Source organism: Dongia mobilis (assembly GCF_004363235.1).
GTDB classification, from domain to species: Bacteria; Pseudomonadota; Alphaproteobacteria; order Dongiales; family Dongiaceae; genus Dongia; species Dongia mobilis.
The window spans coordinates 200,461-226,641 of the sequence record NZ_SNYW01000008.1 but is presented as its reverse complement, the minus strand read 5'-3'; the positions used below and the strand labels follow the sequence as shown (position 1 = coordinate 226,641).

Sequence of the window (26,181 nt, the reverse complement as noted above, 5' to 3'; positions counted from 1 at the left end):
TTAGGCCTCGGCCGGCGCGGCAGCGGCGGCAGCGGCTTCGGCGGCAGCCTTGGCGCGCTCCTGGGCCTTTGCCTTCGGCTTGTCCTGCTTGGTCTGGCCGTGCCGTGCCGGGGCCGCCATCAGGCCGGCCTTGGCGAAGAAGTGCTGCACGCGCTCGGTCGGCAGGGCGCCCTTCGAGAGCCAGTGCTTGGCGCGCTCGAGGTCGAGCACGATGCGCTTGTCGTCATCCTTGGAAAGCATCGGGTTGTAGGAACCGATGCGCTCGACGAAACGGCCGTCGCGGGCGAAGCGGCTCTCGGCCACCACGATGCGATAGAACGGACGCTTCTTGGCGCCGCCGCGGGCAAGACGAATTTTCAACGACATGAGGGTAGTTCTCCTTTCAGATTCGAACTTCGGTAATTGTTTTGGTCATTCCGGATGGTGACAGCAGGCTTCGATCTTGTTGCCGTCGGGATCGAAGGCGAAGGCACCATAGTAGGTCGGGTGGTATTCGGGCCGCAGCCCGGGCTTGCCGTTGTCGCGGCCGCCATGCTGGAGCGCCGCGGCATGGAAGGCATCGACGTCCTTGCGGCACTTCGCGACGAAGGCGAGATGCGTCGCCCCTTCGCGGTTGAGGGCGGCGTCGAGGCGGCCATAGGCGCCGATCCAGAATTCCGGCTTCTCCGGGGCAGCGCCATAGCCATGCGAGACCAGGCCCTGGCCCGGTATGTCGACATCATAGACACGGGCATAGCCGAGCGTCGCCAGCACGGAATCGTAGAAGGCGCGGCCCCTGGCGAGATCCGAAACGCCGATCGAGACGTGATCGAGGATCATCGCATGCCCCCGAAACCGCCGCCGCCACCCATGCCGCCCATGCCGCCGCCACCCATGGGGCCACCCTTCATCAGGGCAGAGAGGCCGTGGCGCATCAGGCCCTTCTGGCCCAGCTTCGAAACCTGCTTCATCATGCGCGCCATTTCCTGGTGCTGCTTCAGAAGCTTGTTGACGTCCTGCACCTGCACACCCGCACCCCTGGCGATGCGCGTCTTGCGCGAGGCCTTGATGATGTCGGGGAGGCGCCGTTCCTTCGGCGTCATCGAGTTGATGATGGCGAGCGTGCGGCCGACCACCTTCTCGTCCATCCTGCCTTCGAGCTGCTTCTGCATCTTGCCGATGCCCGGCAGCATGCCCATGATGCCGCCCAGCCCGCCCATCTTTTGCAGCTGCTTCAATTGCTGGGCCATGTCGTTGAGGTCGAACTGGCCCTTCTGCATCTTGCGGGCGAGCTTCTCGGCCTCTTCCTGCTCGGTGGCCTCCATCGCTTTCTCGACGAGGGAGACGATGTCGCCCATGCCGAGGATGCGACCGGCGACTCGGTCGGCATGGAAATCCTCGAGCTGGTCCAGCTTCTCGCCGGTACCCAGCAGCTTGATCGGCCGGCCCGTGACCGCGCGCATCGACAGTGCCGCACCGCCGCGCGCATCGCCGTCGATGCGGGTCAGCATGATGCCGGTGATGCCGATCTTGTCCTGGAAATGCTTGGCGGTATTGACCGCGTCCTGGCCGGTCATGGCGTCCGCCACCAGCAGGCTCTCATGCGGCTTGACCGCATCGCGCACTTGCGCAAGCTCGGCCATCAACTCGTCATCGATGGCCAGGCGCCCGGCGGTATCCAGCATGACGACGTCATAGCCTTCGAGGCGGCCCGCATTCATCGCCCGCTTGGCGATGGCGACCGGCGGCTCGCCGGGAACGATGGGCAGCGTCTTGATGCCGGTCTGCTCGCCGAGGATGGCAAGCTGCTGTTGCGCTGCCGGGCGGCGCGTGTCCAGCGACGCCATCAGCACCTTCTTGCCCTGCTTCTCGGCCAGGCGGCGCGCGATCTTGGCGGTGGATGTCGTCTTGCCCGAGCCCTGCAGGCCCAGCATCAGGATGGGCACCGGGGCCGGGTGGTTGAGGTCGAGGCCCGCCCCGGCGACGCCGCCCGCGTCATTGGCGGGTTTGAGCACCTTCACCAGTTCGTCATGGACGATCTTGATGACCATCTGGCCCGGGGTGACGGATTTGACGACCCTTTCGCCCACCGCCTCGGCGCGGACGGCGGCCACGAAATCCTTCACCACCGGCAGGGCAACGTCGGCCTCGAGCAGCGCCACGCGCACCTCGCGCAGCGCCTCGTCGACATCGGCTTCGCCCAACTGACCACGCTTGGTCAGCTTGTCGAGCACACCGTTCAGCCGTTCCGAGAGCTTCTCGAACATGAAGATTCCGTCAGTTTTCCAACAGGTTAGCGACAAAGCGAAAACGCGCCCGTGAGCGAAACTCGCCGACGGACGGGGCCCCTCGGGGCCAAGGCTCTGCCAAAAACCGGTAAAGCGGGCCGGAAACTAGGCGCTTCGAGCGGAAGAGTCAATGTGAAGGGGAGTATCGGCAACTATTGACGTCGCCGAGATAGATGTACATATTTCTGTACGCATAGGCGCTCGAACTTCGGACTGGATCAGATCACCATGAACAATCTCAACTACACCTATATGCGCCAGAACCTCGCCAAGGTGATGGATCAGGTAAATGACGATCAGGCACCGATCTTGGTGACACGGCAAAGCGGCAAGCCGGTCGTGGTCATGTCGCTGGAGGAGTTCAACGCCCTCGAGGAAACCGCTCATCTGTTGCGGGGGGCAGCAAATGCCCAGCGATTGATCGAAGCGACTGCACAGCTGCGCAGGGGCGAAGGCAGGACGGTCGCATTGCCACTTGACGATGATGGGGCGGAGAACGATTAGGGCCTGAGCCGGTTTCGGGACTTCTCAATGCCGGTCAAGTTCGCCGACCACGCCTGGGAGGATTACCTCTACTGGCAGCAGACCGACAAGCGCATGGTCAAAAGAATCCACGAACTTGTGAAGGCGATTCAGCGTGAGCCTTATGCCGGGATCGGCAAACCCGAACCGCTGAAGCACAACCTCGCGGGCTTCTGGTCCCGGCGCATCGACGGAGAGCATCGCCTGGTTTACGCCATGGATGGCGATACCGTGCTGATTGCACAGTGCCGGTATCATTATTAGAAGGCGCTGGGCCTCACGCCGCCGCCTGACCCGGCATCTTCCCCAGAATAATCATTCCCAGCACGTCGTCCTTGGTGACGTCCTGCGTCCTCACCGTCCCCACCAGCTTGCCGTTCTTCATCACGGACAAGCGGTCCGAGAGATCGAACACGTCGTGGAGGTCGTGGCTGATGAGGAAGATGCCGATGCCTTCGCGCTTCAATTGCTGGATAAGCTCGGCCACCATCCTGGTTTCCTGGACGCCGAGGGCCGCGGTCGGCTCGTCCATGATGAGGATGCGGGCGTTGAAATGCACCGCACGCGCGATCGCCACCGATTGGCGCTGGCCGCCGGAGAGGGCCGCGACCGGCGCGTGGTATTTGCGGAAATTGGGGTTCAAGCGCCCGATCACTTCGCGCGCCGCCGCCTCCATCGCCGGCTCGTCCAGCAGGCCCGCGGCATTCACGATCTCGCGCCCGAGGAAAAGATTGGCGCAGGCGTCGAGATTGTCGGCCAGCGCCAGGTTCTGGTAGATCGTTTCGATCCGGTAGTCGCGCGCGTCGCGCGAGTTGCGGATCGCGGCCTTCTCGCCGTCGATAAAGATCTCGCCGTGATCGGCCTCATAGGCGCCCGACAGGATCTTGATCAGGGTCGATTTGCCGGCGCCGTTATGGCCGAGCAACCCCACCACCTCGCCCGGATAGAGATCGACCGAGACGTCGTCGACGGCGCGCACGCCGCCGAAGGAGATCGAGATGTTGCGCATGTCGACAAGCGGTGTTGCCATGGTGCGCTCTCCGCTCAATAGGGCCGGCGCTGCTGGTAGAGGCGGTCGACATAGACCGCCAGTACCAGGACGAGGCCGGTGACGATGTTCTGCAGGCTGGCGTCATAGCCGAGCAGCGACATGCCGCTCTGCAGGGATTGGATGACGACCGCGCCCAGAATGGCGCCGGCGATGGTGCCGGCACCGCCGGCGAGCGAACAGCCGCCAATGACCGCCGCCGCGATGACGCGGAGCTCGTCGAGGCTGCCGATCGAGTTGCCGGCCGATTGCAGGCGCGCCGACGCCACGATGGCCGAGATGCCGACGAGGGCACCCATCAAGGTGAAGACCAGCACCGTCATGCGCTTGGTGTTGATGCCGGCACGCTCGGCCGCTTCCGGATTGCCGCCCATGGCATAGACATAGCGGCCGAAACGCGTGCGGTTGAGCAGCAGCGAAACGGCGAGTGCCAGGGCGATGAGGATGATGACAGGGATGGGAATGCCCATGAAGATCTGCAATCCCTCCGCCGGCACCTCCCAGCCTTCCATCTCGGCCAGGCGCTGCGCCGCCACCGCCGGCATTTCATAGGCATTCATCACGGCGACGAAGCCGAGGGCGAGGGCGCATTGCGAACCGGCGGTGAGCAGCTCGGCCCAGAGCGGTCGCACGGGAAAGCCATAGGCGATGCGGCGGCGGCGGCGGCGATGGGCGGCGATGGCGATGGCGAGGACGGCGATGATGCCGACGACCCAGCTGGCGGTTTCGCCGATCGTGCCATAGACGCCGCCACCCAGCAGGGTGAAGGTCTCGTCGAGCGGCGCCACGGTCTGGCCCTGGGTCACCCACCAAGCGCAGCCGCGCCAGATGAGGAGGCCACCCAGCGTCACCACGAAGGAGGGTACGCCGAGATAGCCGATGAGCAGGCCGTTGAGCCCGCCAAGTGCGGCACCCAGCACGATGCCGCAGACGACCGCGATCACCACGATCATCGGATGGCCCGCACCCAGCACATTGGGCAGCCAGAAGGCCTGCACGACGCCCACCACCATGGCGGTGACGCCCAGCATGGAACCGACCGAAAGATCGATCTGGCGGATGATGATTACCAGCACCATGCCGATCGCCATGATCGCGACCGAGGTGGTCTGCAGCGACAGATTGTAGAGGTTGCGCGGCGTCACGAAGCGGCCGTCCGACAGGATGTCGAAGCCGATCCAGATGGCGGCGAGACAGAAGATCATGCCGAGCAGGCGCTCGTCGATCTCGAGCCGCGCCATGAGGTTGCGCAGATGCGTCATGTCGCAAAACCGGTCATGTCGGGTGGATCATGCGGCAGAATCCGCCGATGGCAAGGGGGTGGGAAAAAAGCGGCCGTGACTGCCGCAGGGTGCAGTCACGGCCCAGGGCTGAGAACATCCGGTCCATTGGCCAGGACTGAAGGGCCGAGGGACCAGGGCCGAGGGGCCGGGGTTGAAGGAACCGGCCCGACGGGATCAGTCGCAGGCAGCGACCTTGCCGGCGGCGACACCCTGGCAGGCTTCCGCCTTGGAAATCCAGCCGGCATCGATCACTTCATTGAGGTTGTCCCTGGTCACCGGTACCGGCTTCAGGAAAGTGGCGTTCATCTCGACGCCCTTCGGGCTGGTCCATTTGACGGTGCCCGGCACGTCGGCAAGCTTGCTGCCCTTGGCGAGGGCCACGGCGATTTCCGCCGCCGCCTTGCCGAGGTCGCGCGCATCCTTCCACACCGACACGGTCTGCGTGCCGAGGGCGACACGGTTGAGGGCTGCCTTGTCGCCGTCCTGGCCGGAGACCGGAATGCCGGCGAGGCCCTGTGCCGTCAGTGCCGCGACGACGCCGCCCGCGGTGCCGTCATTGGAAGCGACCACCGCATCGACCTTGTTGTCGTTGGCGGTCAGGATCTGCTCCATGTTGCGCTGGGCGACGGCGGGCTCCCAATTCTCGGTATATTGCTCGCCCACCACCTTGATGTCGCCGGAATCGATCGCGGCCTGCAGCACCTCGAGCTGGCCCTCATGCAGGAAATCGGCATTGGGATCGGCCTGGTTTCCCTTGATGAAGACGTAATTGCCCTTGGGCTGCACGGCGAAGACCGCCGCCGCCTGCATGCGCCCCACTTCCTTGTTGTCGAAGGTGAGGTAATAGGCATTGGGATCCTCGATCAGGCGGTCATAGCCCACCACCGGGATGCCGGCATTGCTGGCCGCCGTGATGGCCGGGCCGATCGAGGCCGAGTCCTGGGCCAGCACGATGAGCGCATTGGCGCCGCCGGCGATCAGGCTTTCGACATCGGACAATTGCTTCGAGGGATTGCTCTGCGCATCGGCCGAGATGTATTTGGCGCCGGCCGCCTCGAGGGCCGCCTTGATCGCCGCTTCGTCGGTCTTCCAGCGCTCTTCCTGGAAATTCGACCAGCTGACGCCGACCACAAGGTCCTGCGCCTCGGCGCTGAAATGGCTTCCGCCCAGCACGGCTGCGCCAAGGGCGAGACCGAACAGGCTGTTGGCAACGCGCCGCGTGACAACGCGGCTCGCGGAATTCGTCATGAGATAAGTCCTCCCGGTTGGCATTCCTGTGAAGGCGGAAAGCCGATCGGCTCTCCAGGTTGGCTTGGCACCAATCTATTAACTTCACAAAACGAATTTAATATCGCCAGCTTTCGGGATAGCCGTCAAGATTTTCGTTCATTTCGCAAATGCAGCATAATCATATCGGTCGATTTCTTTCACGACATGAAATAAACATGATCCGGCGACGGCACTTTTCCGAGTCCGGAGCGGCCATGGGAGGACGCCCTTGCGCAAAGACGGGCCCATAAGCGAGCGCGGCGACGGCGATCACGGCCAGCGGTCGAGCGCCCAGCGGGTGCTCCAGGCGGTGCGCCGGCACGGGCCGCTCGCCCGGGTCGATCTGGGTGCGCTGCTCGAGATGAGCCCGGCCAGCATCTCCAGCCTGACCAGCGACCTGCTGCGCGAGGGGTTTCTGCGCGAGGTGCCGGAAAGCGGCGGCGCCGAGCCCGGCCGCGGCCGCGGCCGGCCCAAGGTCCTCATCGAACTGGCGCCGGAAGCGGCCTGCATGATCGCCGTGAAACTCACCATCAACCGCATCGAGGTTGCGCGCGGCGATTTCGCCGGCGGCACCGGGCCGGTGACGGCGCGGGCGTTCAACACGCTGGAACTCGGCGCGGACGAACTGCTTGCCGCCCTTGGCGATCTCATCGCCGGGGAGATCGCGGCCCTGCCGGCATCGGCCGGCCGGCTGATGGGGATCGGCATCGCCGTGCAGGGATTGATCCACGGCGCCGCGACCATCATCTGGTCGCCGGCCCTGTCGCTGCGCCACGTCAACATCGCGGCACCGCTGGCGGCGCGCTTCGGCCTGCCGGCCATCGCCATGAACGACGCCGATTGCATCGCTCTCGCCATCCGCCAGCACAGCGAATTGCAGGCGATCGACAACCTTGCCGTGGTCATGCTGGGCACCGGTGTCGGCATGGGCCTCATCATCGACGGCAAGCTGCATGCGGCAAGTTCCGGCCTCGGCGCCGAATTCGGCCACACCAAGTACCAGATCGACGGCCCGCTATGCCATTGCGGGCGACGCGGCTGCATCGAGAGCTTCGTCGGCGATTATGCGCTCTATCGCGATGCGCGCTCGATGCTCGATTTGCCCAATACCGATGCGCTGCACCCTTCCGAGGAGCAGATGCAGGCGCTGACCGATCTTGCCGAAAGCGGGCACCCCGTGGCGGTCAGCCTGTTCCGCCAGGCAGGCCGCGCGCTGGGCTATGGGCTTTCCAACCTCATCGCGCTGCTGGGGCCCGACCTCATCCTCGTCACCGGCAGCGGCGTGCGCGGCTTTCGCCAGATGGAGCCGGCCATGCGCCAGGCCCTCGACGAGGCCCTGGTCGACACCTTGCGTTCCCAGACCGAGATTCGCCCCCGCGCCTGGGACGAGGATCTGACGCTGCGCGGCATCGTGCTGCAGGTGCTGGGCGAGGCGCGGACCGGCTAGCGGTCGGGCGGTGCTGCGCCGGTCGTTCGACCGGTTTCTTCGACGACGCCCCGCTCAATTGGCCGGCGATGCCGGTTCCGGGGCACGCAGAAAAATCCGGAAGCGACCAATCGGTTCGGCTTCCCGATAGTTGCGCCAGATCTCGCGAAAGGCCGGGTCTTCGTTATAGAAGGCGAGAATGTCGAAGTTGCTCGCCTCGATGGCGTGGCGTCTCTGGCCGGCATCAAGAACAACGATGCCGGGTTTTCCGGCCAAGTCGTGGAGTATGAAACTCCGCGCCTTTTCCTCGGCGAAGGCAAGCAGGCTTGCATCCATCGGCACTCGCCCCTCGCGCAAGGCGACAACAGCCGGCAGAAACCACTGGCTGTTGGTTCGGCTGGTCCAGCGAGTCTTGGCATAGAGTGCCATCGGGAAACCAGGGGTAGGATGTGTGGATATGGCGAGATAGCCGTCCGGCCGCGCATCGATCGCGTCGATTAACCGGGTAAAGAGGCGACCATCACTTCCGGTTACCGTGTTGAAATTCCGCCACCAGAATGCGGTTGCTGTACCGCCCAGCACGAGCAGCAGCAAAAGCAGCGCAAACAGGACATTCGACGCCAGGCGACTGGCGCGCGACGTCATGAATAGCGCCGCAACCGCCAAGGTCGCGAACGCGGAAGCCGGGTAGGCATGATAGGTGTATCCCTTCTGCTGCAACAGCAATGCGACCAGAAAGCCAAGGGAGGCCGCGCCCAGCATTGACGAGAGCGGCGACCGCACTCCCCGGAAATGGAGGAAGAGGATTGCCGCGAGGGCCGTCGCCTGAAACAGGATCCGCGGCGCGTAATCGCCGAAGGGCAGGTTGAAACCCCAATAGACCGGGAGTGCCAATGCCATCCCGACATCGATATAACCCCGGTCCCAAATCATCAGATGGGTGAAATAGACAGCCGCAACGGCAAGAATGGCCCAAGTCTCGATGCGGAACAGTGTTTGAAGGCGGCGCCATCTGAGCAGGATGGCGCCTTCCAGCAGAAGCGGGATGAGGAAGAAGTAGGGCTTGATGGTGACGCCGATGCCGGCCATCAGACCGATCAGCAGGCATGCTGCCACAGGCTCAACGACACCGCCCCGATCATTGTTCCCGAACCTGATTGCCGTACCGACCACGTAAGGCAGCAGCAGGGCAGTCGCCAGATGCTCACGTTGTCCAAAATCGCGGCCGCACAAGATGAATAGCCACAAGCTGGCGATGGTGACGAGAAGCAGGCGGGTGGCAGGAGTCGCGATTGCAGGATGTCGCGATAGACGCCAATGCATACAGATCAGCGCCAACGTGGCCACCAGCAGGACGTAAAGCCGGAAGACAATCTCGAGTGCCCAGCCGGTTCGTTCAGCCACCCAAGCCGGCGGCAGCGAGAGATACCATGCGAGAGGTGGGTTCGGCTCGATGATGTCACGGCCGACCTGCGCGCCGTGCAGGATCTCGCGGGCACCCCACAGGAACCAGCTCACGTCGTGATTGAGATAGGTGAAGCTCTGCAGCAGGTAGCCGGCAGCCGCCGCCAGCAGCACAATGGCCGTTGACGGCAGGGCAGAGGCTGGCGGTTCGCGGTTAGTCATCGGCACACCTAGAACCAGCCCGAAATACAGAGCGGCCGTCGCGCCATCTGCGCGCCGGAAAAATTGGCGACCCGAGTTCCGGTTTGTCCAGCTTCGCCCCTGCGACCGATGCGGGGACAGCGTTGCCACCCCGCCCCTGCCTCAACATCGCGCAATTGCCTTAAGGTTAATATCGGTTTCCCTGCACGCCAGCCGTTCACGCCGCCGGTGGCAGCATGGTCGCCGGCGGCGTGCCCTGGGTCGGGCCCTGGGTCGTGCTCCGGCTTGCCGGCTGTCGGGCTGCCTCGGCGCGCTGCAGGGCGCCCTGCGCCTCGGCCAGTTCGCGCTGGGCGAGGCGCAGCTTTTGGCGGGCGCGGCCGCCGGAGATCCAGGTGACCAATGAACCGAACAGGAAGCCGAAGACGATGGCGCCGAGGGTGAAGAGAAAAAGCGGTGCCGTGATCTCCCAGGGGAAGGGCCACAGGCTCAGCGTCACCTCGGCGCGGTTCATGACCGCGAACAGCACGACCAGGATGGCGATGGGTGCGGTGACGATCCAGACGAGACGGCTCATGTCAGCTACTTGCTCTCTTCCGCCGGATCGCGACCAGACGCCGGCCCCGACAGGGGGCTACTGGCCGGAACCGGGCTCCTTGCCGGGCTGGCCGGGCAGCGGTGCCGCGGCTGGGGCTGCGGCCGGCCGCGGCGCGGCTTCTGCCCGGTTGTTCAGGCGGTCGCGCAATTCCTTGCCGGTCTTGAAGAAGGGAACCACCTTTTCCTCGACCGCCACGGTCTCGCCGGTGCGCGGATTGCGGCCCTTGCGGGCGTCACGCTGCTTGACCGAGAAGGCGCCGAAGCCGCGCAGTTCCACCCGGTCCTGGCGCGCCAGCGCCGCGGTGATCTCCTCGAAGATCGCGGTCACGATGCGCTCCACATCGCGGTGATAGAGATGTGGATTCAGCTCGCCAATGCGCAGAATCAATTCCGATTTGGTCATCTTCCGGTCCCCATCCGCCCGTCGTCCCCGCCAGCCGGCCCCCTTGGTTCCTTCCGGCCGCGCGGGCCGGATTTCTTTGCCCTGGAAGCCGAATTTTCAAAGCCCGGCAGGGGCATGGGCGCATCCCCAGCCCATTTGTGCGGGAAGCGTGCCGGGAAAAATCCGCCCCGTCAAGGATAAGCCGCTCATTTCTCTATGTTTTTTGACGAAAGTCGGTGGTGGACAAAAGAATGGGCCGGAAAGGTTGCCCTTCCCGGCCCATCTCAACCCGATTCCGCGCCGCAACAGCGCGCAACTCGCAATAATATTACAAGGTCAACGACTTATTCGTCATCGCCCTTCTTGCCCTTCTTGGCCTTGGACAGGGCGGCACCGAGGATGTCGCCCAGGCTGGCGCCCGAATCGGACGACCCGAATTCGGCCATCGCCTGCTTGTCCTCCTCGACCTCGCGGGCCTTGATCGAGAGGGTGAGCTTGCGGGTCTTGGCGTCGACCTGGGTGATCTTGGCGTCGACCTTCTCGCCCACCGCGAAGCGATCCGGGCGCTGTTCCGCCCGCTCGCGCGCCAGATCCGCCTTCTTGATGAAGCCGGGGACGCCGTCGCCGACCGTGACCTCGAGGCCGCCATCGGTGATTGCCGAGACGGTGCAGGTCACCACCTCGCCCTTCTTCAGGCTGCCGGCGGCTTCGGCGAAATTGTCCTTGGTCAGCTGCTTGATGCCGAGGCTGATGCGCTCCTTCTCGACGTCGACGTCGAGCAGCTTCACCTTCACCATCTGGCCTTTCTTGTAGTCCTGCACGGCTTCCTCGCCCGAGCGATCCCAGTCGAGATCGGAGAGGTGCACCATGCCGTCGATATCGCCGGGCAGGCCGACGAACAGGCCGAATTCGGTGATGTTCTTGATCTCGCCTTCGAGCTCCGAACCCACCGGGTGCTTGTCGATGAAGCTGGACCACGGATTGTCCATGCACTGCTTCAGGCCGAGGCTGATGCGACGCTTGGTCGGATCAACGTCGAGGACCATGACTTCGACTTCCTGGCTGGTCGAGACGATCTTGCCGGGATGCACGTTCTTCTTGGTCCAGCTCATCTCGGAGACGTGGACCAGGCCTTCGATGCCCGGCTCCAGTTCCACGAAGGCGCCGTAATCGGTGATGTTGGTGACGCGGCCCTTGAGCTTGGCGCCGACCGGATACTTGGCGGCGACACCTTCCCACGGATCCGATTCCAGCTGCTTCATGCCGAGGCTGATGCGCTGCGTCTCCGGATTGAAACGAACCACCTGCACATTCACGGTCTGGCCGATATGGAGCGCTTCCGAGGGATGGTTGATGCGCCGCCACGCGATGTCGGTGACGTGCAGCAGGCCGTCGACGCCGCCGAGATCGACGAAGGCACCGTAATCGGTGATGTTCTTCACGACACCCTGCAGGACCTGGCCTTCCTTGAGGTTGGCGACCAGTTCGCTGCGGGCTTCGGCGCGGCTCTCTTCGAGCACGGCACGACGCGAGACGACGATGTTGCCGCGGGCGCGGTCCATCTTCAGGATCTGGAAGGGCTGCGGCGTGCCCATCAGCGGGCCCACATCGCGCACCGGACGGATGTCGACCTGGCTGCCCGGCAGGAAGGCCACGGCGCCGTTGAGATCGACGGTGAACCCGCCCTTGACGCGCCCGAAGATCACGCCGGTGACGCGCTGGTTGTCCTTGAACTGCTTCTCGAGCGCGGTCCAGGCCTCTTCGCGCTTGGCCTTCTCGCGGGAGAGAACGGCTTCGCCGTTCTTGTCTTCCATGCGCTCGAGATAGACCTCGACAACGTCGCCGACTTTGAGCTCGGCCTTGCCGGCCGGGCCGCTGAACTCGCGCAGCGCCACGCGGCCTTCCGATTTCAGGCCGACATCGACCAGGGCGAACTCGCCTTCGATCGAGACGACGGTGCCGCTGAGCACCGAACCCTCGAGACCCTGGGCAGCGCCCAGCGATTCATCGAGGAGGGCGGCGAAGCTTTCCTTCGACGCGGGAATTTCATGAGTGGCCACGCGGGCCGCAGCTGATTTAGCCATAACGGGGATAGTCCTTTCCAAAGTTCATTTTTCCGGCCAGCCGGTTGGCTCCGGCGGTCTGCAATCGGGTACGCATGACGGAACGGTCTCTTCAGGATCGCTTGCTGTCGGCGATCGCGCGGTCGACGATGGCCTTGGCGCGGTCGAAAACCTGATCGATGTCGAGGTCCGAGGTATCGAGGTGAACGGCGTCCTCCGCCGGCTTCATCGGAGCGTCGGCCCGCGCAGCATCGCGCGCGTCCCGGGCCCTGATATCCTCCAAAACCCGCGCGTATATAGCCGCCTCGCCCCTGGCTTGCAACTCCTTGAGCCGGCGGCCCGCCCGGGCCTCGGCGCTGGCGGTGACGAAGATCTTCACCGGGGCCTCCGGGCAGATCACCGTGCCGATGTCCCGCCCGTCGAGAACGGAACCGGAACCGGTCGGCGGATGGGCGGCAAACCGTTGCTGGAACTCGAAAAGCGCCCGGCGCACGCCCGGTATGGCGGCGACCTTGGACGACGCATCGCCCGCCGCGGCCGAGCGCAGCTCCGGATCGGCCAGGCTGGCGGGGTCGAGAGTCTCGGCGGCCCTGGTCGCGGCTTGTGGGTCGGTCGGGTCGCCGCCCGCCCTGAGTACCGCCAGGCCGACGGCGCGGTAGAGCGCCCCGGTATCGAGATGGGCAAAGCCGTAATGGGCGGCGAGGCGCTTGGCCAGCGTGCCCTTGCCGGCCGCCGCCGGCCCATCGAGCGCGATGACGAAAGGCTTCATCGGTTCTGCAGCCTGATGGCCGCACCCATGCCGTTCATCAGATCGCTGAAGCCGGGGAAGGAGGTGTCGATGGGTGAGCCGTCATCGATCGAGACCGGCTTTTCGGCGCCGAGGCCGAGGACCAGGAAGGACATGGCCGGGCGGTGGTCGAGGTTGACGGCGATATGGGCCCCGCCCCTGGGCCTCTTGCCATTGCCGGTGACGCCCAGCCAGTCCTCGCCTTCCTCGACGCTGACACCGCAGGCGGCGAGGCCGCGCGCCATGGCGCCGAGGCGGTCGCTCTCCTTCACGCGCAATTCGGCGAGGCCCAGCATCCTCGTCTCGCCCTCCGCGAAGGCGGCCGCCACCGAGAGGATCGGGTATTCGTCGATCATCGAGGGGGCGCGCGATGCCGGCACGGTGATGCCGCGAAGATGGCTGTGCCTGACATGCAGATCGCCGACCTTCTCGCCCGCCTCCACGCGCGCATTCTGGATCTCGATGGCACCACCCATCTCGAGCAGCGAGTCGATGAGGCCGATGCGATGCGGGTTGAGGCCCACATTCTCGATGACGATGTCGGAGCCGGGCAGGATGAGGGCGGCGACGATCGGAAAGGCGGCCGAACTGGGATCGCCCGGCACGATGATGCGGCGGCCCTTCAGTTCCGGCTGGCCGGTGATCGAGGAAGCCCGTCCCTCCGGCGTTTCTTCGACGCGGATGTCGACGCCGAAGCCACGCAACATCAGCTCGGTATGGTCGCGCGTATGCTCGGGCTCGATCACCGTGGTGTTGCCGGGCGTGTTGAGCCCGGCCAGCAGGATGGCCGATTTCACCTGCGCGCTTGCCACCGGCAGCTTGTAGGTGATGGGGACGGGGTTGGCGGTGCCGATGACGGCGAGCGGCGGGCGGCCATTGCTGCGCGTGACGAAGCTGGCGCCCATCTGCCGCAAGGGGTCGGCGACCCGCGCCATCGGGCGCGAGCGCAAGCTCGCGTCGCCGGTGAAGAAGGTGGTCATCGGATAGGCGGCGACCAGGCCCATGAGGAGGCGCGTGCCGGTGCCGGCATTGCCGAGGTCCAGGACATCGCTCGCTTCGGCGAGCCCGCCATTGCCGCGGCCGCGCGCGCGCCAGATGCCGTCGGCGCCCTTCTCGGCAGAGCCGCCCAGCTGGCGCATCGCCGCGGCCGTGCGCAGCACGTCCTCGCCTTCCAGCAGGCCGTGGATCTCGGTCTCGCCGAGGGCAAGGGCGCCCAGCATCAGCGCGCGATGCGAGATCGATTTGTCGCCGGGGACACGGATGCGCCCCTTGAGGCCGGTACCGGTACCGGAGGTGAGGGGGCGGGGGATGGCGCCGTGCTTGCTCATGAAAACGGGGTCCAGGGCGGTTGCAGCGGAGGGGCGGCGCTTCTCTAGCACAGGCGGGCCCGCCCACGGAAACCCGGATTTTGCGGGCATTCCCGTCTTCCCGCGATCCTCGGCCGGTCCGGCCAAGGATGCGGGTTTTTTCCACAATTCCGGGCCGTTGACAGGTGCCGGGCGCTATGGCAATTGGCACCTCGCATCACTGGTATCACTCGGAGAGACTCGTGACCAAACCGGAATGGGGCACCAAGCGCGTTTGCGGCAGCTGTGGCGCGCATTTCTACGACATGCGCAAAGCCACGATCGTGTGCCCGAAATGCAAGACGGTCTATGATCCCGATGCGGTGATGAAGAGCCGCCGCCGGGTCGCCGAGAAGATGACGCCGGTGAAGCAGGCAGCCGAGGAGGAACCGATTCTCCCCGATGTCGAGGCCGATGAGGAGGCGCTGGGCGACGAGGAGGATGATTCCGTCCTCGAGGACGCCTCCGAGCTGGGCGAGGACGACGAGGATATCGAGATCGTCGAAACCGGCGACGAGGAAGAGCGCTGAACGCAAGCCGGCGCAGGTCCTTCTGCTTTCGTTGATTTTTCAGGCTTTTTTTGTGCTTGAATTCCGGGCAGCGGCCACTTAGGTTCCTGCCCGTTCGACCGCCCACCCAGAGACGGCCTACTAGCCATCCCGCGGTCGCCCCCGAGTTTCGGGCCCATAGCTCAGCTGGGAGAGCGCCACAATGGCATTGTGGAGGTCAGCGGTTCGATCCCGCTTGGGTCCACCAAATGAAAACCCCCGCACCGGAACACCCGGCGCGGGGGTTTTGCTTTGATCGGCTGATCTGCGTGACATCGCCTCAGGCGGCGCGGACGCGCTCCAGGAAGCGGGTGATCTCGCCGCGCATGACATCCGCCTGGCGCGAGAGATCGGAGGCGGCACCGAGGAGGCCGTCGGCGAGCTTGGCCGATTCGGAGAGCGCCGAGGAAACGCCGGAGATGTTCTGCGAGACATCGCGGGTGCCGTCGGCGGCCTGCTGGATCGAGCGCGAGATCTCGCGCGTGGCGGCGCCCTGTTCCTCGACCGCCGCGGCGATGGTGGCGGCGATCTGGTCGATCCGCGTGATTGTATCGGTGATGCCGCGGATGGCCTGGACGGCATTGCCGGTCGCACTCTGGATGCCGGTGATCTGGCCGGTGATCTCCTCGGTCGCGCGCGCCGTCTGGCTGGCGAGGTTCTTCACCTCGGAAGCCACCACGGCGAAGCCCTTGCCGGCGTCACCCGCGCGCGCCGCCTCGATCGTGGCGTTGAGCGCCAGCAGATTGGTCTGGTTGGCGATGTCGCGGATGAGGTTGGCGACGTCGCCGATCTTCTGGCTGGCCTGGGCAAGGCCATTGATGGTGGCGTCGGTCTGCCTGGCTTCGGCCACCGCCTGCGAGGCGATCGAGGTGGATTGCGCCACCTGCTGGCTGATCTCGGTGATCGAGGCGGACAGTTCCTCGGTCGCGGCGGCAACCGATTGCACATTGCCGAAGGCCTGTTCCGAGGCGCTGGCGACGATGCCCGCCTGGCCGGTCGTTTCCTCGGTATTGCCGGCCATGGATTCGGCCGAGGATTGCAACTCGACCGCGGCCGAGGAAACCTGGGCCACCACCTGCTGTACCGAGCTTTCGAAACTATCGGCCAGATCCAGCATCGTCTTGCGCTTCTCGGCGGCGGCGCGTTCCTCCTGCGCATGGCGCTCCGCCGCGAGGCGGTCCATCTCCAGCGCGTTCTCCTTGAAGACCGCGAGGGCGCGGGCGAGGGCACCCATTTCCGCCTGGTTGTCGGTGCCTTCGACATCGATGTTCTTGTCGCCCTCGGCGAGGCGCTGCATGGCAAGCGTCGTGCGCGCCAGCGGCTTCGAGATGCTGCGCGCGATGAGATAGCTGGCGCCGGACGTGACCAAGATGATCACCAGGATGACGCCGCCCAGGATGGCGATCAGTTCCCCGAAGATCGCGTTGACGTCGTCGAGATAGATGCCAGAGCCGACGATCCAGCCCCAGGGTGCATAGCCTTTCACATAGGAGGTCTTGGCGACCGGTTCTTCCTTGCCGGGCTGCGGCCACATGTAATCGACGAAGCCGCCGCCCTGCGCCTTCACCACGTCGACCATCTCGACGAAGAGATGCTTGCCGTTGGGATCCGCCATGTCGGCCAGCGTCTCCTTCTCGGCGAGCTTGGCGTTGATCGGATGCATGATCATCCGCGGCGTCATGTCGTTGATCCAGAAATACTCCTTTTCGTCGTAGCGGAGCGCCTGCAAATCGGCCATGGCGGCGGCCTTCGCTTCGTCTTCGCTCATGGCACCGGCTTTCGCCTTCTCGCCGTAATTGGCGATGATGCCATAGGCCACTTCGACCACATGCTGGGTCTTGACCTTGCGATCGGCGAGCAAAGTCTCGCGGATCGCATAGGCGGAATAGGTACCGATCGCGACCATACCGATGATGGCCGCCAGGACGACCGCGCCCAGGCGCGTGCCGATTCGTAGATCCTTGAGTCGCATCTCGCGTATCTCCTGAAAGAGATGACTGATTTGCGAGGAGCCTACGTCCCGGGAACTAAAACTTGATTAATGAGCTTGGTTATAGAAATAGGTGAATCTTCTTAACGTCCGGGCGTGACCTGATGATCCACTGCTCTTGCAGCGGGACCGATCCTGAACCAAATAGAGGGGCCCCGGGACGACCCGGCGGCCAGCGTCATGCAAACCGGGGACGACCCCGACATCGATCGGGAGTCCGTCATGTCCTGGATACTTCTTGCTATCGCCGGTCTTCTGGAAGTGGGCTGGGCGGTGGGGCTCAAATACACCGAGGGTTTCACCCGGCCGCTGCCTTCCATCCTCACCGTGATCTCGATGCTGGCCAGCATCGCGTTGCTGGGCCTGGCGCTCCGGCACCTGCCGCTGGGCACCGCCTATGCAATCTGGACCGGGATCGGCACGATCGGCACGGTCATCTTCGGCATCCTGGTGCTGAAGGAACCGGCCGAGCCGCTGCGCCTCCTCTGCATCGCCCTCATCGTCTTCGGCATCGCCGGGCTGAAGCTGACCACGAAAGCCTGAGGGCGCTTCAGGGCACCAGCAGCAGGGCCGCGTCGCGATGGCCCTTGAATTCGGCGATCTGCTGCGGGATGCCGCCGCGATACATCTTGGCCTTCTTGTTGGCACCGTGCTTCAGCAGCACCTTGATGGCCTTGATCGAGCCCGCTTCGGCGGCGTGGTGCAGCGGCGTGAAGCGCGTACGGTTCTGCGATTCAATGTTGGCGCCCGCCGCCAGCAGGGCCTCGATCGCATCGGCCTGGTCGTTGAGGGCGGCGTAATTGAGGGCACGGCGGCCGTTGCTGTTCTCGCTGAAATCGATGCCCTCGATATCGGCACCGGCGGCAAGTGCTGCCTCGATGCCGGCCACATCGCCCGATTTCGCCGCCGCCCAAAGCGCCTTGGTCGCCTCGCTGGCCGGCGTCTCGGGGATGTCGAGGCGGCCCTCGCCGCTATTGGCGGCGGTGGCCGCGCTGCCGCCCGGCCCGGCGCAGCCGGTCAGCAGGGGGGAAACGGCCAGCAGGGCAGGCATGGCGGCAAGAGCGGCGAAGCGGCGCCGGTTCAACACGACTGACATCAAGATCCCCCTGTTTGCGGAATTTCCCGTCTCGCTGAACAGTTTAGCAAGGGCACCGTTTCCTGCAAGACGGCGCCGGCCCGGGCCGGCTTGATTTCTTAACCTAGATTACTATGTCTTGAAGCAAGCGCCATGGGGATCGGGCGGCCGGCGGACCGGCACCCGGACCCGGAATGGGCTGGACTGACAGGCGCCGCCACCGGGTCTGCCAGCGTCGCAACGATCCGCTCGCTCGGAAGGAGGGGCCATGTCACGTCTGTCGCTTTTCAACAGCCCGCTGCTCTTGGGTTTCGACCAGTTCGAACGCACGCTCGACCGCGTCGCCAAGGCCGGTGCCGAGGGTTATCCGCCCTACAATATCGAGCAGATTTCCGACCAGCAGCTCCGCATCACCCTGGCGGTGGCCGGTTTCGGTCTCGGCGATCTCGACATTCAGGTCGAGGACAACCAGCTTTCCGTGCGCGGCAAGCAGCAGGACGACCCATCCCGCGTCTATCTCTATCGCGGCATCGCCGCCCGTCAGTTCCAGCGTAGCTTCGTGCTGGCGGAGGGGATCGAGGTGGTGGGCGCGACACTCGATAACGGCCTGCTCGCGATCGACCTCGCGCGGCCGAAGAGCGAACCCAAGGTGCGCAAGGTGCCGATCGCCAAGAGCAGCGGCGAGAACGGCAAGAGCGATACCGGCAAGGCGCAGGTCACCATCGACGGCAAGGCGTCCTGAGTGCGGCTAGGGAAAGGCAGACGGATCATGGCCAACAAGATCGATACCAGGCAGGCGGTACATGCCATCAGCGCACAGCAGCTGGCGGCACTCGGCCTCAACAACCTCGCCTATGTGAAGGAAACCGAGATCGACGGCGGCACCGCCTTTGCGATCTTCGCCGCCAATGGCGAGCGCCTCGCCATCGTGCCCGATCGCGAGACGGCGATCGCCGCCGCCTGGGAGAACGGCCTGGCGCCGGTAACGCTTCACTGAACAAATGCCGCCGACCGAAATGAAAAAGCGCGGCCAGCGATGGCCGCGCTTTTTCGTATGTGGATGCCGGGCCGGCGTCCCGGGGCGCCGTTCAGCCAGACGCTCGGTTCAGCCAGATGCTTAGGCGGCGTGGGAATGCGCGCCGTCGGTCAGCAGGGCATAGATGGCATCGGCCTGGTCGGCACCGCGCAGCTTCTCGCAGATGCTGCGGTCGCGCAGCAGGCGCGACACCCGCGCCAGCGCCTTCAGGTGATCGGCGCCCGCCCCTTCCGGGGCCAGCAGCAGGAAAATGAGGTCGACCGGCTGCTCGTCGATGGCATCGAAATCGATCGGCGCATCGAGGCGGGCGAACAGGCCGAACATGCCCTTGGCCTCGGCCAGCTTGCCATGGGGAATGGCGATGCCGTTGCCGACACCGGTGGTGCCGAGGCGCTCGCGCTCCAGCAGCACGTCGAAGACGGCGCGCTCGTGCAGGCCGGAGAGCTCGGCCGCACGACGCGCCATTTCCTGCAGGGCCTGCTTCTTGTTGCCGGCCTTCAACCGCGCCATCACATGGGCCGGGGTGCGGAGCAGATCTTCAATTTCCATCTTTCGCCTCGTACGCGTCATCGCCGGCGGAATGGCTGCCGGCGATGCTGCGAATGCTGTTCGCGTTTGATCAGGAGCCCGACATCATGCCGCCGGACACTCAGGCGCCGGCCCGCAATTGCGGGTCGACCCAGCCGATATTGCCGTCATTGCGGCGGTAGACCATGTTGAGCCCGCCATGGGCGCGGTTGAGGAACATCATCGCCTGGCTGTTGGCAAGATCGAGCCGCATCACCGCCTCGCTGACCGTCAGGGTCGGAATGTCGGTCTGCATCTCGGCCACCACCACCGGCGGTGCCTCGCCATTGGCCGGTGCCGCTTCCGGCTCCTCCGCCTCTTCCGGTTCGGCCGCCAGGATATAGGCCTGGGCGCGCATGCTCTCGGTGGCGGCGCGGTGATGGTCGCGCAGGCGCCGCTTGTAGCGGCGCAGCCGCTTGGCCAGCGTCTCGGCTGCCGCGTCATAGGCGGCATTGGCGGTGTCGGCCTGGCCCTCGGCCTGCAGCAGGATGCCGCGACCGACATGGACCGCGATCTGCGCCTGGAAGAAATAGGTTTCCCTGGACATCGTGACGCTGGCCTCGATCGGGTTCGAGAAGTACTTCCCGAAGATGTGGTCGAGGCTTTCCTGGGCGCGCGTCTTCAACGCATCGCCGATATCGATGTTCTTGCCCTTGACGGTCAGATTCATGGATTTGGTCCTGCAAACTCGGGTTTGGCCGCCGGATGCCGCCTCAGGGGGCAGTCATACGGTCGGCCGGACCCTGTCGATACTTCAATTGGCCGTGGCGCGCCGATAATCGCTGTGGCGGGCTGCGCCCGGCGGGAACGCCTGTCCCGGAAGCACCACGCCGCCGGGCTAGGTCAGGCCGGCGGCGCGGCCGGGACCATAGCGAGGTTCGCGCGGAAGTCAACGGCCGGGCGGGAAGGGGCGCCGTCGGTTCGGTGCCGGAAATGGTCAGGATCGGGTGGAATGCGCATGGATTCCCTCCTCTTTTCAATTGCTTGGTGGAATTGAAACAATCTTCCCGCGATGCCGCCGCGATCCCATTGCGCCGCCTTGCGCGGCGCCTCATTCATGATGTGGCCCATCTCAGGCGGAACGCAAGGCCTTCTCGCGCCGGCGCTGCACCGATGATGAAATTCGCAAGGATTCCCGATACTTGGCCACCGTCCGGCGGGCAATGTCGACACCCTGGCCCTGCAGGATGGCGACCAGACGGTCATCGGACAGCACATCGTCGGCCGGTTCCGCATCGATCAGTTCCTTGATCTTCTGCCGGACCGATTCTGCCGAATGGCTGCTCTGGCCGTCGGCGCCCTGGATCGCGGCGGTGAAGAAGTAGCGCAGTTCGAAAATGCCGCGCGGCGTCGCCATGAACTTGTTGGTGGTGACGCGGCTGACCGTGCTTTCATGCATGCCGATGGCTTCCGCGATGTCGCGGCGGATGAGCGGCTTCAGATGCTGCACGCCATGCAGGAAGAAGGCCTCCTGTTGGCGCACGATCTCGGTCGCCACCTTGAGGATGGTGGTGGCGCGCTGGTGCAGCGTCTTCACCAGCCAGTTCGCGGTGGCGAGCCGCTCGTTCAGGTAATCGCGCTCAACCTTGTTGTGCGCCTTTGGCAGCACCTGGGCATGGTAATGCTGGTTGACCAGCAGGCGCGGCAATTGCTCGCTGTTGAGTTCGACCGACCAGGACCCGTCCGGGCGCCGCCAGACCAGGATGTCGGGCACCACCGCCTGGATCTCGACCGGCTCGAAACTGGCGCCGGGCTTCGGGTTGAGGGCGCGGATCTCGCCGACCATTTCGGCCAGATCCTCGGCATCGACGCCACAGACCTTCATCAGCTGGTTGCGGTCATGTTTTGCCAGCAGGTCGAGATGCGCCAGCAACGCCGCCATCGCCGGGTCGAAGCGGTTGCGTTCCTTGAGCTGCAGCGCCAGGCATTCGGCGAGGTTGCGCGCGAAGACGCCGCAGGGGTCGAATTGCTGCATCCTGGCAAGCACATTCTCCACCGCCGCGGCGCTGCAGCCCAGGCGCTCGGCAAGCTCCGCAAGATCGCCGGTCAGATAGCCGGCGTCGTCGATGAGGTCGATCAGCTGCAGGCCGATCATGCGCTCGGTCGGACCGTGGATGTCGAGATAGAGCTGCTGCTCGAGATGCTCGCGCAGGGATTCGGGGCGGGACAGCGTTTGTTCGAGGCCGAATTCGTCATCGCCGAAATCGCTGCGCCCGCCGCCCGAGCCGCTCCAGCTTTCGGCAAAGCCCGCTTCGCCGCGCCCCTCGGCACCGCGGTCGCCTTCGGCGGTGTTGTAGAGATTGTCGTAATCGGTATCGAGCGGCGACTGCCGTTCGCTCTGAACGCCGTCCCTGCCATATTCGCTGGCGTCCAGCAGGCGCTCGGATTCCTGGGGCGTCGCCGGCTCGCTGGTCATCGCCTCGAGGCTGGCGAGACGGTCGCCCTCGGCGGCGGGGGTATCGGCCGTGCGGCCACCCTCTTCCCGGTCCAGCAGCGGGTTCTGCTCGAGCTCCTGCTCGATATAGGCGGCGAGTTCCTGATTCGACAGCTCCAGCAGTTTGATCGCCTGCTGGAGTTGCGGCGTCATGACCAGGCTCTGCGCCTGGCGCAAGTCCATCCGTTGCGTTATCGCCATGAAATCAAGCGTACTACAGCGAGAACCTTTCTCCAAGGTAAACGCGGCGCACATCCTCGTCCGACACGATGTCGGCGGGTGTGCCTTCCCGCAGCACCTCGCCCTCGTGCAGGATGTAGGCGCGGTCGACGATCTCCAGCGTGTCGCGCACGTTGTGATCGGTGATCAGCACGCCGATGCCGCGATCCTTCAGATGCGAGATGATGTCGCGGATGTCGTTGACCGCGATCGGGTCGATGCCGGCCAGCGGTTCGTCCAGCAGGATATAGCTGGGTCTGGTCGCCAGCGCGCGGGCGATCTCGCAGCGCCGCCTTTCGCCGCCCGAGAGCGCCAGCGCCGGCACCTTCCTGAGATGGGCGATGGAAAAGTCGTCGAGCAGTTGGTTGAGCCTTGCATCGCGCGAGGCTGGGTCGCGGTCGACGATCTCCAGCACCGCCATGATGTTGTCCTCGACCGACATGCCGCGGAAGATCGAGGCCTCCTGCGGCAGGTAGCCGATGCCGCCGCGGGCGCGCTCATACATCGGCAGATCAGTCACCTCGTTGCCGTCAAGATAGATGGCGCCGGCATCGGCCTTGAGCAGGCCGGTGATGATGTAGAAACAGGTGGTCTTGCCGGCGCCGTTGGGCCCCAGCAGGCCGACCGCCTCGCCGCGCTGCACGCCGACCGACACATCGCGTAGCACCGGCTTTTTCTTGTAGCGCTTGCCGAGGTGATAGGCGATGAGCCCCGGCATGGTAACCGGATCGACGGCGACGCCGTTGACGATGAAACCGCCATGGCCGTTCACCGCGGCCGCTCCACCCGTTGCGATGCCGTCGTCGCCGGCATCGCCGGGGGTGGGATCCGGCACACCCGAATCGGCTGCCGCCTGCATGCGTCCGCCGATCATTGCGCCGTCCCGCCGCCGGTCGACTGCTTCGGCTTGATGAAGGTGTGCACGCGCTTGCCTTCGCCGGCCAGGATGCGGCTGACCTTGTTCTTGTTGTCGATCTCGGCGCGGGCGCCGCGATACTCGTTCTCGCCATCGATGATGAGCACGTTGCCGGTGACGACGGCGATGTCGGTATCGGGGTTGTAGGCGAAATTGTTGCCGAGGATGGTCTGGCCGTTGTTCAGCACCTTGACGTTGCCGGAAGCCTCGATCTGGCTCAACTCGTCGTCGCCTGCCGCGTTCGCGGCGAAATAGAGCACGGCCTGGTCGCCGCGGATCTCGCTATCCTGGCGCTTGACCACGGCATCGCCGATGGCAACCACGGCCTTGTCGCCGCTCCAGTATTCGATGCGGTCGCGCGCGGTGATGATGTCGCCTTCGCTTTCCATGCGCAGATTGCTGCCGGTCAGCACCAGCAGCTTCTGCTCGGCATCGTAATCGCCCTGGTCGCCATAGCTGGTCGAGGAACCGGCGGTCACCTTCACGCTGCCGGTCGCCAGGATGCGCTCGAAGGAGGAATCGTCGGCGCCGGTATAGAAGACCAGCTTGTCGGCGGCGATCGAGGAATCGCCCTGGGTGGCTATGGCATTGCCGCGCGCGGTATAGGTGCGCTCGCTTTCGCGCCACTCGATGCCCTGGCCGGCGCTCAGCTCGAACGGCGTCGAACCATCGCCGAAGCCCAATCCGCCACCGCCACTGCCGCCACTGGCTCCGCCACTTTCGGCCGGTACCGCAACCGCCGGGGTCGCGCCGCCGATACCGATATCGAGCGGCACTTCCTGCGCCGAGACCGCCGCTGACGAAAGCGCGGTGAGAAGCGCGATGACCGCACCGGCGCCGCCGCGCCGCACCTGCCAGATCGAGCCGCCGGCGGCGCCCGGGTTACCCTGCCACTTCATCCGTCGCTTTCCCTTTGCTTCGGCATGATCTTCATATGCGACTGCCCCTTGAACAGTACCACGCGGCCGTTCTCGAGCAGTTCGAAGCCTTCCGCCGTCAATTCGCGCCGCTCGTCAGAGCCGGTGACCCGGACCGGCGAGCTGGCGTCATTGGTGGTGAGGTCGATCAGCGCCTTCTCCGTCACGAAGGTCATGCCGTTGTCGTGATAGATCGTCACGGCGCCGTCCAGTTCCACCCGTTCGTGCTGCCGGTCGAACATGCCGCTGCGGGCCGTGACCGCAAACCAGGACGATTCGGAGAGCTCGATCTGCGCTTGCGGCTCTTCCAGCCGGATCAGGTCCTTGTTGTCGGTGGTCTCGGTGGCGGTGAGGGCGGTGACGGAAAATGGCCGGTCGCTCTTGTTGCGGCCCTCGAAGGCAATGCCGCTGACCTTCATGCCGGTATCGACCAGCGGCGGGGTCTCCACCGCCTCGACCGTGATCCGCGTCTCGGAGATCTGCCGGTAGGACCAGAGGCCGAGATAGGCGACGGTGGCGATGGCGACGATCGGCAGCAGGATCTTGAGCCAGACGAATCGCGGGCGGCGGCGATTGAACAGGGCGCGCGGCTGCGAGACGACCGGCCCGCGCGTTTCGCCGCGCAGGCGCTGGATGCCGCCCGATGTCGCCGAGGCTGATGTGGCCTGGCCTGATGTCGCCTGGGCCGCGTCGCTCTTGCCCGTCTTGTCCTCGCCGATCGCCATCAATCCACCTCAGGCGACCCCGGCGCGCAGGCAGTCATGCAGCCGGATGATTCCGGCGGCACGCTTGCCGTCGACGACGAAGAGTGAGGTGATCGATTTTTCGTTCATGACGCGCAGCGCCTCGGCGGCCAGGGCCTGGCTGGTGATGGTCAGCGGCTGGCGCGTCATGACGTCGGCGACCTTCTGCGCCAACAGGTCGGCGCCCATATGGCGCCGCAGATCGCCATCCGTGACGATGCCGACCAGGGTGCCCGCGGCATCGGTGACACCGACGCAGCCGAAGGTCTTGGCGCTCATCTCGATGATCGCCTGCGACATCGGTGCGGTCGTGTCGATCAGCGGCAATTCCGCACCCACATGCATGAGGTCGGCGACGCGCAGCAATTGCTGGCCCAGCTTGCCGCCGGGATGCAGCTGGCGGAAATCGGCGGCCGAGAAGCCCTTGCGCTCGAGCAGGCCGACCGCGATCGCATCGCCCAGTGCCAGCATCATGGTGGTCGAGGTGGTGGGCGCCAGGCCGAGTGCCCCCGCCTCGCCGGTCGGCGGCAGGGCGAGCGTCACGTCGGCGGCGCCACCCAGCGTGCTTTCGCGCCGGCTGGTGATGGCGATGAGCGGGATGCGCCAGCGCCGCGAATAGGTAATGAGATCGGCCAGTTCCGACGTTTCGCCGGAATTGGAAAGGGCGATGACCGCATCGGCCGCGGTGATCATGCCCATGTCGCCATGGCTGGCTTCGCCGGGATGGACGAATTGCGCCGGCGTGCCGGTCGAGGCCAGGGTCGCCGCGATCTTGCGGGCGATATGACCCGACTTGCCCATGCCGGTGACGATGACCCGGCCGGCGACGGCAAGCAGGATATCAAGGGCCTGGCCGAGCCGCGACCGGTCCGGCTCGACCTCGAGATTGGCCAGCAATTGCCGCAGCGCACCCGCCTCGTGGTCCAGCACATGCAGGGCCGCCCTGAGGCCGCTTTCGGCGGTCGGACCGCCTTCGGTGGTCCGATTGGCGCCGGCCGATGCCGCCATGGCATCGGGGGCTGCTTGAGTGGCCTGCGCCTGGGTCATCCTGGACACCGAAAAGTCAGAAAATTGAGGCTGATAGAACCCCAACCTAGCGCCAAAACGGGAGCGAATCCACAGACTGCGCCGGGTTGTCCTAACT

Annotated in this window: 28 protein-coding genes, 1 tRNA gene and 1 pseudogene; 8 read left to right on the top strand and 22 right to left on the bottom strand. The window is 65.3% G+C overall.

Annotated features, from left to right (window positions below; translation table 11 throughout):
* The 3 genes from rpsP to ffh are packed head-to-tail and all read right to left on the bottom strand — an operon-like array spanning position 1 to position 2,246.
* The gene (gene rpsP, locus A8950_RS09735) at positions 1–366 is read right to left on the bottom strand and encodes a 30S ribosomal protein S16 (RefSeq protein WP_133613456.1); all 366 of its coding nucleotides are present in this window, start codon (positions 364–366) and stop codon (positions 1–3) included.
* A gap of 45 nt (positions 367–411) precedes the next feature.
* Positions 412–819, bottom strand: a complete 408-nt coding sequence (locus A8950_RS09730; protein WP_208109815.1) for a VOC family protein — start codon at positions 817–819, stop codon at positions 412–414.
* The gene (gene ffh, locus A8950_RS09725) at positions 816–2,246 is read right to left on the bottom strand and encodes a signal recognition particle protein (RefSeq protein ID WP_133613455.1); all 1,431 of its coding nucleotides are present in this window, start codon (positions 2,244–2,246) and stop codon (positions 816–818) included. The genes A8950_RS09730 and ffh overlap by 4 nt, the downstream gene beginning before the upstream one ends.
* A gap of 249 nt (positions 2,247–2,495) precedes the next feature.
* Here ffh and A8950_RS09720 point away from each other — a divergent pair, with 249 nt between their 5' ends.
* Together A8950_RS09720 and A8950_RS09715 are read left to right on the top strand one after the other, a co-directional pair.
* On the top strand, positions 2,496–2,771 hold the full coding sequence (locus tag A8950_RS09720) for a type II toxin-antitoxin system Phd/YefM family antitoxin (RefSeq protein ID WP_133613454.1): 276 nt from the start codon (positions 2,496–2,498) through the stop codon (positions 2,769–2,771).
* Between the two features lie 27 nt (positions 2,772–2,798).
* Entirely contained in the window at positions 2,799–3,053 is a 255-nt protein-coding gene (locus tag A8950_RS09715) for a Txe/YoeB family addiction module toxin (RefSeq protein ID WP_133613453.1), read from the top strand.
* A 13-nt stretch (positions 3,054–3,066) separates the two neighbouring features.
* Here the strand turns inward: A8950_RS09715 and A8950_RS09710 are convergent, their stop codons facing one another.
* The 3 genes from A8950_RS09710 to xylF all read right to left on the bottom strand — a co-directional run bounded on the left by A8950_RS09710 (position 3,067) and on the right by xylF (position 6,368).
* Positions 3,067–3,819: an ATP-binding cassette domain-containing protein gene (locus A8950_RS09710; protein WP_133613452.1), complete on the bottom strand. Its 753-nt coding sequence runs from the start codon at positions 3,817–3,819 to the stop codon at positions 3,067–3,069.
* A gap of 14 nt (positions 3,820–3,833) precedes the next feature.
* Entirely contained in the window at positions 3,834–5,099 is a 1,266-nt protein-coding gene (locus tag A8950_RS09705; RefSeq protein WP_243735596.1) for a sugar ABC transporter permease, read from the bottom strand.
* Between the two features lie 195 nt (positions 5,100–5,294).
* Complete coding sequence (gene xylF / locus A8950_RS09700; protein ID WP_133613451.1) at positions 5,295–6,368, bottom strand: D-xylose ABC transporter substrate-binding protein; 1,074 nt, start codon at positions 6,366–6,368, stop codon at positions 5,295–5,297.
* Between the two features lie 250 nt (positions 6,369–6,618).
* On the opposite strand from xylF, the gene A8950_RS09695 reads away from it, so the two are divergent.
* A complete protein-coding gene (locus A8950_RS09695; RefSeq protein WP_243735595.1) occupies positions 6,619–7,836 on the top strand; it encodes an ROK family protein in 1,218 nt (405 codons plus the stop codon).
* Between the two features lie 54 nt (positions 7,837–7,890).
* Here the strand turns inward: A8950_RS09695 and A8950_RS09690 are convergent, their stop codons facing one another.
* The 6 genes and pseudogenes from A8950_RS09690 to aroA all read right to left on the bottom strand — a co-directional run bounded on the left by A8950_RS09690 (position 7,891) and on the right by aroA (position 14,574).
* A complete protein-coding gene (locus tag A8950_RS09690) occupies positions 7,891–9,441 on the bottom strand; it encodes a hypothetical protein (RefSeq protein ID WP_133613450.1) in 1,551 nt (516 codons plus the stop codon).
* A gap of 196 nt (positions 9,442–9,637) precedes the next feature.
* Positions 9,638–9,994 (bottom strand): LapA family protein, encoded by a 357-nt coding sequence (locus A8950_RS09685; RefSeq protein ID WP_133613449.1) that lies wholly within the window; start codon positions 9,992–9,994, stop codon positions 9,638–9,640.
* 150 nt (positions 9,995–10,144) lie between these two features.
* Positions 10,145–10,417, bottom strand: a pseudogene (gene ihfB, locus A8950_RS09680) (integration host factor subunit beta); the annotation flags it as partial.
* A gap of 323 nt (positions 10,418–10,740) precedes the next feature.
* Positions 10,741–12,480, bottom strand: coding sequence for a 30S ribosomal protein S1 (rpsA, locus tag A8950_RS09675; protein ID WP_133613447.1), 1,740 nt, complete (start codon positions 12,478–12,480; stop codon positions 10,741–10,743).
* A 91-nt stretch (positions 12,481–12,571) separates the two neighbouring features.
* Positions 12,572–13,228: a (d)CMP kinase gene (locus A8950_RS09670; RefSeq protein WP_133613446.1), complete on the bottom strand. Its 657-nt coding sequence runs from the start codon at positions 13,226–13,228 to the stop codon at positions 12,572–12,574.
* Entirely contained in the window at positions 13,225–14,574 is a 1,350-nt protein-coding gene (gene aroA, locus A8950_RS09665) for a 3-phosphoshikimate 1-carboxyvinyltransferase (protein ID WP_133613445.1), read from the bottom strand. The genes A8950_RS09670 and aroA overlap by 4 nt, the downstream gene beginning before the upstream one ends.
* A 221-nt stretch (positions 14,575–14,795) precedes the next feature.
* On the opposite strand from aroA, the gene A8950_RS09660 reads away from it, so the two are divergent.
* Positions 14,796–15,122, top strand: a complete 327-nt coding sequence (locus A8950_RS09660) for a TIGR02300 family protein (RefSeq protein WP_133613444.1) — start codon at positions 14,796–14,798, stop codon at positions 15,120–15,122.
* 150 nt (positions 15,123–15,272) lie between these two features.
* Positions 15,273–15,348 (top strand) — tRNA-Ala (locus A8950_RS09655).
* A gap of 72 nt (positions 15,349–15,420) precedes the next feature.
* On the opposite strand, the gene A8950_RS09650 is transcribed toward A8950_RS09655, so the two are convergent.
* Complete coding sequence (locus tag A8950_RS09650) at positions 15,421–17,112, bottom strand: methyl-accepting chemotaxis protein (protein ID WP_133613443.1); 1,692 nt, start codon at positions 17,110–17,112, stop codon at positions 15,421–15,423.
* A gap of 240 nt (positions 17,113–17,352) precedes the next feature.
* Here A8950_RS09650 and sugE point away from each other — a divergent pair, with 240 nt between their 5' ends.
* On the top strand, positions 17,353–17,673 hold the full coding sequence (gene sugE, locus A8950_RS09645) for a quaternary ammonium compound efflux SMR transporter SugE (protein WP_133613442.1): 321 nt from the start codon (positions 17,353–17,355) through the stop codon (positions 17,671–17,673).
* A gap of 7 nt (positions 17,674–17,680) precedes the next feature.
* Here sugE and A8950_RS09640 read toward each other — a convergent pair whose 3' ends face one another.
* On the bottom strand, positions 17,681–18,226 hold the full coding sequence (locus A8950_RS09640) for an ankyrin repeat domain-containing protein (RefSeq protein ID WP_133613441.1): 546 nt from the start codon (positions 18,224–18,226) through the stop codon (positions 17,681–17,683).
* Positions 18,227–18,473: 247 nt separating this feature from the next.
* On the opposite strand from A8950_RS09640, the gene A8950_RS09635 reads away from it, so the two are divergent.
* Positions 18,474–18,947 carry an Hsp20 family protein gene (locus tag A8950_RS09635; RefSeq protein ID WP_133613440.1) on the top strand — a complete coding sequence of 158 codons (474 nt, stop codon included), beginning with the start codon at positions 18,474–18,476 and terminating at the stop codon, positions 18,945–18,947.
* Positions 18,948–18,974: 27 nt separating this feature from the next.
* A complete protein-coding gene (locus tag A8950_RS09630) occupies positions 18,975–19,202 on the top strand; it encodes a DUF1150 family protein (RefSeq protein ID WP_133613439.1) in 228 nt (75 codons plus the stop codon).
* Positions 19,203–19,322: 120 nt separating this feature from the next.
* On the opposite strand, the gene ptsN is transcribed toward A8950_RS09630, so the two are convergent.
* The 8 genes from ptsN to A8950_RS09590 form a co-directional block, all read right to left on the bottom strand.
* A complete protein-coding gene (gene ptsN, locus A8950_RS09625) occupies positions 19,323–19,790 on the bottom strand; it encodes a PTS IIA-like nitrogen regulatory protein PtsN (RefSeq protein WP_133613438.1) in 468 nt (155 codons plus the stop codon).
* A gap of 100 nt (positions 19,791–19,890) precedes the next feature.
* Positions 19,891–20,478 carry a ribosome hibernation-promoting factor, HPF/YfiA family gene (hpf, locus tag A8950_RS09620; RefSeq protein WP_133613437.1) on the bottom strand — a complete coding sequence of 196 codons (588 nt, stop codon included), beginning with the start codon at positions 20,476–20,478 and terminating at the stop codon, positions 19,891–19,893.
* A gap of 173 nt (positions 20,479–20,651) precedes the next feature.
* Positions 20,652–20,867 (bottom strand): hypothetical protein, encoded by a 216-nt coding sequence (locus A8950_RS09615; protein WP_133613436.1) that lies wholly within the window; start codon positions 20,865–20,867, stop codon positions 20,652–20,654.
* Positions 20,868–20,880: 13 nt separating this feature from the next.
* Entirely contained in the window at positions 20,881–22,443 is a 1,563-nt protein-coding gene (rpoN, locus tag A8950_RS09610) for an RNA polymerase factor sigma-54 (protein ID WP_133613435.1), read from the bottom strand.
* Between the two features lie 13 nt (positions 22,444–22,456).
* Positions 22,457–23,179: an LPS export ABC transporter ATP-binding protein gene (lptB, locus tag A8950_RS09605; RefSeq protein ID WP_133613841.1), complete on the bottom strand. Its 723-nt coding sequence runs from the start codon at positions 23,177–23,179 to the stop codon at positions 22,457–22,459.
* Positions 23,180–23,331: 152 nt separating this feature from the next.
* Positions 23,332–24,276: an LptA/OstA family protein gene (locus A8950_RS09600; protein ID WP_133613434.1), complete on the bottom strand. Its 945-nt coding sequence runs from the start codon at positions 24,274–24,276 to the stop codon at positions 23,332–23,334.
* Positions 24,273–25,019, bottom strand: a complete 747-nt coding sequence (lptC, locus tag A8950_RS09595; RefSeq protein ID WP_133613433.1) for an LPS export ABC transporter periplasmic protein LptC — start codon at positions 25,017–25,019, stop codon at positions 24,273–24,275. Before lptC ends, A8950_RS09600 begins: the two co-directional genes overlap by 4 nt.
* A 9-nt stretch (positions 25,020–25,028) precedes the next feature.
* Positions 25,029–26,045 (bottom strand): KpsF/GutQ family sugar-phosphate isomerase, encoded by a 1,017-nt coding sequence (locus tag A8950_RS09590; RefSeq protein WP_133613840.1) that lies wholly within the window; start codon positions 26,043–26,045, stop codon positions 25,029–25,031.
* Between the last annotated feature and the right edge of the window lie 136 nt (positions 26,046–26,181).